Origin of the sequence: Haloferax sp. Q22, assembly GCF_001482285.1 — an archaeon.
Lineage (GTDB): Archaea > Halobacteriota > Halobacteria > Halobacteriales > Haloferacaceae > Haloferax.
The window spans coordinates 165,219-174,301 of record NZ_LOEP01000018.1 but is presented as its reverse complement, the minus strand read 5'-3'; the positions used below and the strand labels follow the sequence as shown (position 1 = coordinate 174,301).

Sequence of the window (9,083 nt, the reverse complement as noted above, 5' to 3'; positions counted from 1 at the left end):
ACACACTCGTTGCCTCCTCATTCCTTCCGAAAAGTAACACCGATAAGCCGCCGCAGTCATGCGGTTCTTCGCTTAGCTAAAGACGGATGCCGCCACCCCCTTCGGGGGCGGCGACTTCGCCTCGCTCACCAACAGCATTTTTAGCTAACTGAACGACGTTGCTCGTGAAGCGGGAGATCTTAGACATGAATCATCGACGGTTTCCCGCTTCAACTCCCTAGTTCTAACGGTCGAAGCCAACGCTGTCCAGCGATTCACCAGAGCCAATCAATGTCGTTACTTCGGTCTAGTAGGGGAAAATGAGTATAGGATTGTCAATTCTATTAAGGAGTCAAGAAACAACTACGCACACGACATTGAATTGTATCATCAATCTCAGAAAACGCCAGCCGAGAGAGACGGAATAGTCGAAGACGCTGTCAGACTATACGAAGATATACTGGATGCTGAAAAGTCGATTATTGACAAATAGTCTGCTTAACTTTCAGACGTGTCCCAAGAACGACAGCGCCAGCCAGATCTGCCAGAGGCCGGCGAGCACCATCACGACCGCGGCGACTTTCTGGACCGACCCGACGTAGCCCGATAGCGACCGGATTCGGTCGCCACCGAGCGCGGCCGCGACAGTCACGACCGCAAGCGGGAGCGCCGCGGCGGCGGCGTAGGCCCCCAGCGAGACGACCGCCTGCACGGTCGGGAGCGCGAGCGACTGCGTGACGACGCCGAGGAAAATCGGGACGACGCAGCCGGCCGCGGCGAGGCCGTACACCGCGCCGAAGACGCCGAAGCCGGTCACGGACGACCGATACTCCGGGAGGACGACGTGGAGGCTCGGCGCGCGCCCGGTGAACATGAGGACGCCGAAGCCGACGAGCGCCGCGCCGACGAGGGGTTCGAGAAGCGCGAGGTGCGAGGCGATGCGGCCGCCGACGACCGCGAGCGCGCTCCCGATAGCGCCGAGGACGAGCAGGGCGGCGAGCGATGCGACCGAGCCGCGGACGACCGCGCCGCCGAGGTCGGCCTCCTCGCGGGAGAGGTAGTAGCCGACGTAGCCCGGGAGAAGCGGGTAGGCGCAGGGCGCGAAGAAGGTGGCGACGCCCGCGCTGACGGCGAACGCGAGCGTGCCGGCGAACCCGGGGTCGAGTCCCAGCACGGGACCGAGACCGAACCCGGGCATCAGGCGACGTCCTCGACGGCGGCGCGGAGGTTCTCCTCGCTGGCGAGGCCGCGGTGAGTCCACGTTATCGACCCGTCGGCGTCGAAGACGACGAGGTACGGGAGTCCGTTCGCGCGGACCGCGCGCATCAGGTTGCTGTCGGGGTCGTGGCCGACCGTCCAGTTCCCGTCGTGTTCGGCCCACCAATCGCGGATGTCGTCCATCGTGAGGCCGCCGCCGAGGCGCTCGTTCGTCACCGAGACGAACGCCACGTCGTCGCCGAACTCCTCGTGGAGCGTCCGAAGCGACTCCATCTGGGCGACGCAGGGCGCACACCACGTCGCGAAGAGGTCGAGGACGGTCGGCGTCCCCGCCGCGGGGATTCGAACCTCGCCGGCCGACGACCCCTGCGCGTCGACGGTGTCGACGACGAGCGGGAGGTCGCCGGAGTCGGGCGACGCGGTCGCCGAAGTCGTTCCGGCGCTGTCGTCCGCGGACGTCTCGGCTGACCCCTCGGGGGCCGCACCGTCGCCGAGACAGCCAGCGAGACCGGCGACGCCCGCGCCCGCGAGAACAGAGAGGAGGGCGCGTCGTCTCACCGGGCGTCACCTCGTCGGAGTCGGGAGCGCGGTCGCGTCGTGTGCATGTTCGTGATTAGTGAATCTCGCCGTAAATCATCGCTGGTGTCGTGCGCGAATCCTGCGCGAGAGATGGTGTGCGCGTCGAATCCGATTACCGGGCGTTCTCGACGGCGCTCCGGAGGTCGGACCACCGCGGGGCGACCTGCTCGCCGTCGACGAGGACGGTCGGCGTGCTCTGGAAGCCGCGCTCGTCGACGGCATCGGTTCGTTCGGCCTCGATGAGCGGGCGGTAGCGCTCCCGCGAAGCGGCCGCGGCGACAGAACAGCCGTCGAGGTCGGCGTCGTTCGCGAGCGACTGGAGCGTCGACAGCGAGCCCTCGGCGTCGCCGCCGCTGAACTCCGACTGGTTCTCGTAGAGCGTGTGGGCGAAGTCGAAGAACGTCTCGTCGTCGGCCTCGTCCTGAGCGGCGCGGGCCGCCGAAGCGCCCTTCCACGACCACCAGTCGTCGACCGGAATCGGGAAGTCGTGGTGGCGGTAGCGGACGACTCCCTCCGAGACGTACTCGGACCGGAGTTGCGGAGCGACCTCGACCGCGAAGGTCGCGCAGTGGGGACAGGCGAAGTCCTCCCAGACGTCGACGACGACGCTCGCGTCCTCGGACCCGATGACGGGTGTGGGGAGGGAGCTGACCGTGTCGCGCTCGGGAACCTCGCAACCGATAGCGGCGATAGCGTCGTCGCCGGAACCGCCGCTTCCGCCGCCGAGACAGCCGGCGGTGCCCAGCGTCAGCGCACCCGCCGTGGCGGCGAGGTACGCGCGTCGTGTGTTTCGCATGGTCCGGGGTCGGGGACGGACGAACTTAGATTCTCCGAGGCGAATTGCGGGATTTCGGAGGCTCTTGCCGCTTTTCGTGGTTCGATTCGGGAAGCGGCGACGCGGCGGTCGATGGTTGCCGACCCCTTGCCGCCCCTTTCCTGTCGCCGCTCGAACGACACCGCTTAACCCTCGCGTGGCGTCACCCGACACGTGCCAACCGTCCACTTTCGCGGCCGGGAAATCGAGTGCGACCGCGGGGACGTGCTCCGCGACGTGCTTCGAGCGGCCGGCGAACCGCCGCACAACGGTCACTCATCGTGGTTCAACTGCCGCGGCGGCGGCTCGTGCGGTACCTGCGCCGTCCGGATTCGCGGCCCCGTGACCTACCGGACCAAAAAGGAGCGCCGCCGACTCCGGTTCCCGCCGCACGACCCCGACTCGGGGCTCCGACTGGCGTGCCAAACGGTCGTCCTCGGCGACCTCTGGGTGGAGAAGTACCCCGGGTTCTGGGGCCAACACGTCGAAGCCGAAGAGAGCGAAACAGCAGACGCACAAGACACGCAAGAACCGACCGGCTGAACCGGCGTCCCGGTCAGTCGCCGGCGACGTGGTCGTACCACGACAGCAGGTCGTCGCGGTCGCGGGTGTCCGCCGGGAGCTCCGAGACGCGGAACCACCGCGCGGCCGAGATTTCTTCGTCGGGGTCGTTCACGCTGAGTTCCGCGGCCTCGTCGGCGCGGGCGCGGTAGACGGGCATCACGCCCCACGTCTGGTGGCCGTCGCACCGGATGTCGACGCGGGTGGCCATCGCGAGGCCGCCGTAGTCGGCGGTGATGCCGGCCTCCTCGGCGAGTTCGCGGCGGGCGGCCTCGGTGAACCCCTCGTCGCCGTCGACGCCGCCGCCGGGGAGGACCCAGAGGTCGACGCCCTCGTGGCGGACGAGCAGTATCTCGTCGTCGCGGCGGCGGACGACGGTGTGGACGCCGTAGGGCGTCCCCGTGGACTTCACTCTGGAGGCGAGCGTCCGAAACCGCGGGCGGGAGACGCGGCGGGTGTGGACCGGTTCGAGGTAGTCGGCGTCGGCGTGGCTCCGGCGCAGGCGGTGGTAGGCCTGCTCGGCGCGCTGTCGCGCCTCGTCGGCGAGGAACCACAGGTCGTCGACCGTCATCGGCGCGCGTCCGGCGGTCGATGTGCGAGCGGGCGACTCGGCATAGCTCACGGTTCGGCGCGACTCCACAAATCGGCTTCGACACGCGCCGTCGCGAGGTGGAGCCGGCGACTTCGCGGCCAATCATCGCCCTTTTATCCGGTGACGCGGAACCTGTGCGTATGAGCTTCGAGAAAGACGACAAGGTCGTTCTGCACGACAAGCACAGCGAGTTCGACGGCGAGACCGGCACGGTCACGCAGGTCATCGAGAGCATGTTCGGCGAGCCGACCTACACCATCAGCTTCGACGAGGGCCAGGAGGTCGGCATCGCGCAGGACCAGCTCGAAGCGGCCGACGGCGACGACGAAGCCGACGAAGAGTAATCGACTGACGACCGACCGACGCCTCCCTGACCCACTATGCCACGCGTTCCGTTCCACTACATCGACCTCCGGACGTTCTGCTACGAGACGGAAGACGAAAAACGGGTCGAGGAGGCGCTTCGGACGTTCCTCCCCGACGAGTTCGACGTCGACCGCGTCGAGAGCACCGGCCACCACGGCGACCGCATCATCGTCTTCTCCGCGCGCGTCGAGCGCGCCAACGACGTGCGGCACGTCCTCGCCAAGATTCGCGACCTCCCCGACTTCGAGACGCTGCTGGACGAACTCGACCAGCGCGTCACGGACAACACGGAGTTCTTCCTGCGGCTGGACAAACAGGCCGCATTCAAGGGCGAGGCCCGCCGCGGCGGGGGGCTCACCCTCCGCGCGAAAGTCGAGGCCTACCCGGCGAAGAAAGAAGCCGCGGTGGAGAACGCCCGCGAAGCCCTCCTCGGCGACGAGTAGGGCCGCAAGCCAGTCGTTCAAGCGGTTCCGAGTGCGCTATTTTACTGGTCTTTCCACTTGATGGAACAGCCCTGCGAGGGGGACTCCTCGACGGGGATGTCGTCGCCGGCGAGGAGTGCCTCTACGGCCGTGCGCATCTCGTAGTCGGAAACCTCGTCGTCGGGGCTCATCGCGTCGTCGATGCGGGAGTGGAACGCGAGTTCGAAGCCGTCGCCGGTGTTCTCGAAGAGGAACGGGTCGGGCGTACAGACCGCGCCGTACTCGGCGGCGACCGCCTGCGACTCGTCGCGGAGGTAGGCGGTGTACCCAATCGTGCCGTCCTCGACGAGTTCCTGCATCTTCTCGAAGGAGTCTTCGGGGCGGTCCTCGGCGTCGTTGGGGTTGATGCCGACGACCGCGAGGTCGTCGTAGGCGCTCGCGAGGTGGTTCAGTTCCTCGAACTTCGCCTTCGCGTACGGACAGTGGTTGCAGGTGAAGACGAGGAGGAGCGCGTCGTAGTCGGCGAACGACGAGAGGGAGTACGTCTCGCCGTCGGTGCCGGGGAGTTCGAAGTCGGGGGCGGCGTCGCCGCGTTCGAGTTCGGAGTCGGATTCCAGGAGTACCATGTCGGCGCGTTGGCCCGCGAGCATGAAAAGCGGTTGGCCCGCGGCAGTTCCGCGTCGCCTTCGGCGGCTCCGAGATGACTGCTCAGTCGATGGAGACGAGGGCGATTGCGAGGACGGCGAAGGCGATACCGGCCACCTTGCGAACCGTCAGCGGCTCGCCGAGCGCGACGATGCCGACGACCGACGAAATCGCGAGGAACATCCCGAAGATGGGGGCGACGATGGAGACGGGGCCGAGCGCGAGCGCCCGGTAGTACGAGAGGATGCCGACCGCGAGACAGGCGCCGGCGGCGAGGACGTAGGGGAGTTTCGAACTCACGACCGAGTCCGTGACGCTCTGCCCGGAGACGACGATGACCCCGACGGTTCCCACGACCAGCACGGTGTTGGCGACCAGCGCGGCCACGTCGCTCGGAATCTTCCCCTGTCCCGTCGTCGCCACTTTCATCAGCGGCGCGACGAGGGAGTAGGCCCCGAGCGCGACGACCGCCCACGAGATGTAGTTCACGGATAGAATGCGGCCCCGAGTCGTGTATAGGGTTACGATTCGGGGTCGAAACCGCGTGAGCAAGCGGCGGGAACACGAGGACGGAGCCGGGGAACTCAGTTTAGAATCAAGTATAAAAAACGAGTTCGAGTAGACGATATATACCATATGTGCCCCAGGTGCGAATTTTTATCAAGTATTATCGCATAATGGTGTGTATGTCTCAGGAAGTACAACCCTCAGTCATCGCGCACACGTGGGACGACCCGACTCGGTGTCCGTTCTGTCTCGACGAACTGGAGAGCGAAGGAGAGGGATTCATGGACCACCTCGAAGAGAGCCCCATCTGTCAACAGGGGTTCGGGATGTGGCGCGACGCGGTCGCCGACGACGTTCGCGGCGAGTGGTCCGGATAGCGACCAAAAACGGTTGTTTTCCGCAACTCGGTCGGTTCACTCGGGAGCGACGCCGAGTTGCGACAGCATGGTCATGATGTCGGTGCTGTTCCACTCTTCGACGCACAGCCCGCCCTCGTAGCGCGCCTGCACGATACCCCACGTGTCCATCTTGCGGTGGGTCGCGGGGATGTCGCCGCGAGCGCTTCGGAGCGTTCCGTCGTGAGTGCCGGTCAGGCGATACCGGGCGTACACGCTGTCGTCTCGCGCCGACACGTCGAACAGTTCCACGTGGAAGTCGGAGAAGGCGTCGTGGTACCGCCGCGCCCACTCCTCGACCGCATCGGTCCCGATGATGCCGTCGGGGTCAGAGAAGGCGTGGACCTCGACCAGCGGGTCGTACTCCTCTCTGATGACCTCGTACTCGCGTTTGTTCCACAGTTCGTCCGCCACGCGCATGAACGAGTCTCGGTGCTGTTGTTCTTTCTCGGATGTTGCTGCCATTTCCACCACCGTTCGGAGAGATGCGCGACGCCCGCTTAGTTATGAATTGTTGTCATCATGAACGTGTCCGAAGAAGGGAATCAGGATTCGGGCTTCCGTGACCGACAAGTGTCAATATATTTAACTTTATAGGGGCGGAATCGTGGGGCATGTCCGCTGCAGTCTCACCGATTTCGGTGTTCGTTCCGGCGCTCGTCTTCGGCGGCGCGGGGTTCGCGTTTCTGGGGCCGTTCGGTGCCGGGTTCGGCGCGGTCGTCGGCATCGCGCTCGGGGTGCTCGTGGGTCGAGGAGACGAGTTCTGAGCGCGAAGCATCGGGGCGACCGGGAGTGTGAACGCGCCGTCGTCAGTCGCTCGGGGCGGCCTGCGGCCGCCGCGCCGACCCGTCGACCCGGCCGAGGAGCCACCGGGTCAACCCGAACGAGAGCAGGCCGAGGACCGCCACGACGCCGAAGGTGACGTGCACGCCGGCGAGGTCGATGAGCGCACCGAACGCCGGGGGCGCGACGGCCCCGCCGAGCGAGATGCCGATGGTGACGACGGCGAAGTTCTTGCCGAGGTCGGCGCGCTCCGAGAGGCGGTCCGCGAGGGTCGACCGCGCCGGCCGAGAGACGCTGATAGTCCCGCTGAAGGGGAGAATCAACACGACGAGCGCGAGCGGGAGCGACCCGCTCGCCAGGAGCGCCGCCAGTCCGGCGAGCGCGGCGTAGCCGCCGAGGGCGACGGTACCGGGGCCGACGCGGTCGGTGAGCGCGCCGCCGACGAGAATCGTCCCCGCGCCGACGACGAGCATCCCCGAGACGAGGAGGTTCGCCGTTCCCGGCGCGATGTCGTAGCCGGCGGTGAGCAGTTGCGGCGAGTACGTGCGGATGCACCACGCGGCCGCCGAGGTGAGAAACGAGAGGAGCGCGAGGCCCATCAGCCCCGCCGACGAGAGGAGTGCCGACGCGCCCCGCCGAACGCCCGCGAGCGTGGGGCGAGACGACGGGCGGTCCTCCGCCGCCGGCTTCTTGATTCGCTCGGGGAAGCCGCGGGCGACCGGGAGCGCGACGAGCGCGAACGCCGCGCCGAAGACGGCGATGGCCGCGACGGTCCAGCGCCAGCCGAACCCGAGCGCGCCGACGCCGGCGGCGATGGCGTACGAGACGGCGAAGCCGAGCGACCCGCCGAGGGCGTGCAGCGAGTACGCCCGCCCGCGGTTCGTCTCCGAGGAGGCGGTCGCTAACAGCGGGTAGTGCGCGGGGTGATGGCCCGCAATGCCGACGCCGAGGAGCGCCTGTGAGGCGAGGAGCCACGCGTAGGAGGGCGCGAGCGCGGTCGCGATGATTCCCACCGCGCCGCCGACGAGCGAGATCGCGAGGACGAGCGTCCGACTCCGCGCGTCCGAGAGGTAGCCGAAGGGGAGTTGCAGGAGCGTCACGACCCCGCCTTGGACGCCGATGGCGAGGCCAACGGCGGCGATACTCACGCCGAAGTCGTCGGCGACGAGGCCGATGACGGGCGCGAGCGCGACGAGGTAGGCGTGGTTGACGACGTGCGAGCCCGCGACGAGGCCGACCACGCGGCGCTCCTGTGTCTCCGTCACACCGGCCAATGGGGGGTGATTCGTGAAAAGCCCGCGGTCCGCGGCGATGTTGGGCCCGGAGTCGGATTACCCGCGACGTTCCCCGCCGAGCCGCGCGCCGAGCCAGAGGTCGGCGAACGTGTCGAAGAAGTCCGCACCGGTGTCGACGAGTTCGCGCTCGATGCCGAGCGCCTGACACCGCTCGTCCACCGCCGCGAGATGCGATTGGAGCCGGTCGGTGTACTGCCGCGCCGCCGACCCGCCGAAGTAGGTCCGGCGCGTCGCCTCGGACTCGGGGTCCTCGAAGATGGCGTCGCCCGTCGCCTCCGGGCCGAGTTCCTCGGGTGTGAGCACCTGCGCGACGAGCACGTCGTTTCGCGCGAGTGCGGCGAGGCCGGAAGCGACGTCGTCGGGGTCGAAAAGCAGGTCGCTCACGACCACCACGAGCGACCGCGAGCGGATGGTCTCGGCGTAGGTCGAGAGCGCGGCCGTGATGTCGCCGTCGCCGCCGGGCGTCGTCTCGTTGAGGCGCTCGACGAGCCGAAGCACCTCGCCGCGGCTCGACGCGTCGGTGTCGATGCGGTCGGGCAGGTCGCCGAGGAGCGAAAAGCGGAAGTCGTTGTTCTCCTCGGCCGTGAGGTGGCAGAAGCCGAGGCCGAGTTTCGCGCCGTACTCGAACTTGTTCGTGTCGCCCTCGCCGAAGTCCATCGAAGCCGAGGTGTCGAGGAGGACGTGGACCGTCAGGTTCCGTTCGGCCTCGAACCGCTTGATGAACAGCTCTTCGGTCCGGGCGTACACCTTCCAGTCGATGAGCCGCGGGTCGTCGCCGGCGGCGTACCGCCGGTGGTCGCTGAAGGTGAGCCCCTCGCCCACGTCCGGCGACTCCTGGTCGCCCTGTCGTCGGGCGTTCGAGACGCGCTTCAGCGAGGTGTCGAAGCGGTCGAGTTCGTCGAGAAAACCGGGGTCTATCATCGGTCC

The 9,083-nt window shown here is 67.4% G+C and carries 14 protein-coding genes and 1 pseudogene; 5 read left to right on the top strand and 10 right to left on the bottom strand.

Annotation, left to right across the window (positions count from 1 at the left end):
* Window positions 1-88: 88 nt before the first annotated feature.
* From AM590_RS20450 to AM590_RS08700, 4 genes and pseudogenes are all read right to left on the bottom strand, one after another.
* A pseudogene (locus tag AM590_RS20450) lies at window positions 89-187 on the bottom strand (IS5/IS1182 family transposase); the annotation flags it as partial.
* A 297-nt stretch (window positions 188-484) separates the two neighbouring features.
* On the bottom strand, window positions 485-1,177 hold the full coding sequence (locus AM590_RS08710; protein WP_058827124.1) for a cytochrome c biogenesis CcdA family protein: 693 nt from the start codon (window positions 1,175-1,177) through the stop codon (window positions 485-487).
* Window positions 1,177-1,755 carry a TlpA disulfide reductase family protein gene (locus AM590_RS08705; RefSeq protein ID WP_058827123.1) on the bottom strand — a complete coding sequence of 193 codons (579 nt, stop codon included), beginning with the start codon at window positions 1,753-1,755 and terminating at the stop codon, window positions 1,177-1,179. The genes AM590_RS08710 and AM590_RS08705 overlap by 1 nt, the downstream gene beginning before the upstream one ends.
* 133 nt (window positions 1,756-1,888) lie before the next feature.
* A complete protein-coding gene (locus AM590_RS08700) occupies window positions 1,889-2,572 on the bottom strand; it encodes a DsbA family protein (protein ID WP_058827122.1) in 684 nt (227 codons plus the stop codon).
* 192 nt (window positions 2,573-2,764) lie between these two features.
* On the opposite strand from AM590_RS08700, the gene AM590_RS08695 reads away from it, so the two are divergent.
* The gene (locus AM590_RS08695; protein ID WP_058827121.1) at window positions 2,765-3,133 is read left to right on the top strand and encodes a 2Fe-2S iron-sulfur cluster-binding protein; all 369 of its coding nucleotides are present in this window, start codon (window positions 2,765-2,767) and stop codon (window positions 3,131-3,133) included.
* 13 nt (window positions 3,134-3,146) lie between these two features.
* On the opposite strand, the gene AM590_RS08690 is transcribed toward AM590_RS08695, so the two are convergent.
* Window positions 3,147-3,722: an NUDIX hydrolase gene (locus AM590_RS08690; RefSeq protein ID WP_058827120.1), complete on the bottom strand. Its 576-nt coding sequence runs from the start codon at window positions 3,720-3,722 to the stop codon at window positions 3,147-3,149.
* Window positions 3,723-3,883: 161 nt separating this feature from the next.
* Between AM590_RS08690 and AM590_RS08685 the strand changes: the two genes are divergently transcribed.
* Together AM590_RS08685 and AM590_RS08680 are read left to right on the top strand one after the other, a co-directional pair.
* Window positions 3,884-4,087, top strand: a complete 204-nt coding sequence (locus AM590_RS08685; RefSeq protein ID WP_058827119.1) for a hypothetical protein — start codon at window positions 3,884-3,886, stop codon at window positions 4,085-4,087.
* Between the two features lie 36 nt (window positions 4,088-4,123).
* Entirely contained in the window at window positions 4,124-4,552 is a 429-nt protein-coding gene (locus AM590_RS08680; protein ID WP_004977322.1) for an RNA-binding protein, read from the top strand.
* 41 nt (window positions 4,553-4,593) lie between these two features.
* Here AM590_RS08680 and AM590_RS08675 read toward each other — a convergent pair whose 3' ends face one another.
* Both AM590_RS08675 and AM590_RS08670 read right to left on the bottom strand, forming a co-directional pair.
* Entirely contained in the window at window positions 4,594-5,157 is a 564-nt protein-coding gene (locus AM590_RS08675; protein ID WP_058827133.1) for a thioredoxin family protein, read from the bottom strand.
* Window positions 5,158-5,239: 82 nt separating this feature from the next.
* Window positions 5,240-5,665, bottom strand: a complete 426-nt coding sequence (locus tag AM590_RS08670) for an EamA family transporter (RefSeq protein WP_058827118.1) — start codon at window positions 5,663-5,665, stop codon at window positions 5,240-5,242.
* A gap of 197 nt (window positions 5,666-5,862) precedes the next feature.
* Here AM590_RS08670 and AM590_RS08665 point away from each other — a divergent pair, with 197 nt between their 5' ends.
* On the top strand, window positions 5,863-6,060 hold the full coding sequence (locus AM590_RS08665) for a hypothetical protein (protein WP_004063678.1): 198 nt from the start codon (window positions 5,863-5,865) through the stop codon (window positions 6,058-6,060).
* A gap of 36 nt (window positions 6,061-6,096) precedes the next feature.
* Here AM590_RS08665 and AM590_RS08660 read toward each other — a convergent pair whose 3' ends face one another.
* The gene (locus AM590_RS08660) at window positions 6,097-6,543 is read right to left on the bottom strand and encodes an ester cyclase (protein WP_058827132.1); all 447 of its coding nucleotides are present in this window, start codon (window positions 6,541-6,543) and stop codon (window positions 6,097-6,099) included.
* Window positions 6,544-6,692: 149 nt separating this feature from the next.
* Here AM590_RS08660 and AM590_RS20810 point away from each other — a divergent pair, with 149 nt between their 5' ends.
* The gene (locus AM590_RS20810) at window positions 6,693-6,845 is read left to right on the top strand and encodes a hypothetical protein (protein ID WP_172795778.1); all 153 of its coding nucleotides are present in this window, start codon (window positions 6,693-6,695) and stop codon (window positions 6,843-6,845) included.
* 42 nt (window positions 6,846-6,887) lie between these two features.
* Here the strand turns inward: AM590_RS20810 and AM590_RS08655 are convergent, their stop codons facing one another.
* Both AM590_RS08655 and AM590_RS08650 read right to left on the bottom strand, forming a co-directional pair.
* Complete coding sequence (locus AM590_RS08655) at window positions 6,888-8,126, bottom strand: MFS transporter (RefSeq protein ID WP_058827117.1); 1,239 nt, start codon at window positions 8,124-8,126, stop codon at window positions 6,888-6,890.
* A gap of 66 nt (window positions 8,127-8,192) precedes the next feature.
* Window positions 8,193-9,077, bottom strand: a complete 885-nt coding sequence (locus AM590_RS08650; protein ID WP_058827116.1) for a DUF58 domain-containing protein — start codon at window positions 9,075-9,077, stop codon at window positions 8,193-8,195.
* Window positions 9,078-9,083 lie beyond the last annotated feature (6 nt).

Coding starts and splice junctions, on each gene's coding strand:
- AM590_RS08660 (WP_058827132.1), bottom strand. CDS start 6,543: ATGGCAGCAACATCCGAGAAAGAACAACAGCACCGAGACTCGTTCATG.
- AM590_RS08675 (WP_058827133.1), bottom strand. CDS start 5,157: ATGGTACTCCTGGAATCCGACTCCGAACTCGAACGCGGCGACGCCGCC.
- AM590_RS08690 (WP_058827120.1), bottom strand. CDS start 3,722: ATGACGGTCGACGACCTGTGGTTCCTCGCCGACGAGGCGCGACAGCGC.
- AM590_RS08700 (WP_058827122.1), bottom strand. CDS start 2,572: ATGCGAAACACACGACGCGCGTACCTCGCCGCCACGGCGGGTGCGCTG.
- AM590_RS08650 (WP_058827116.1), bottom strand. CDS start 9,077: ATGATAGACCCCGGTTTTCTCGACGAACTCGACCGCTTCGACACCTCG.
- AM590_RS08665 (WP_004063678.1), top strand. CDS start 5,863: ATGTCTCAGGAAGTACAACCCTCAGTCATCGCGCACACGTGGGACGAC.
- AM590_RS08680 (WP_004977322.1), top strand. CDS start 4,124: ATGCCACGCGTTCCGTTCCACTACATCGACCTCCGGACGTTCTGCTAC.
- AM590_RS08710 (WP_058827124.1), bottom strand. CDS start 1,177: ATGCCCGGGTTCGGTCTCGGTCCCGTGCTGGGACTCGACCCCGGGTTC.
- AM590_RS20810 (WP_172795778.1), top strand. CDS start 6,693: ATGTCCGCTGCAGTCTCACCGATTTCGGTGTTCGTTCCGGCGCTCGTC.
- AM590_RS08685 (WP_058827119.1), top strand. CDS start 3,884: ATGAGCTTCGAGAAAGACGACAAGGTCGTTCTGCACGACAAGCACAGC.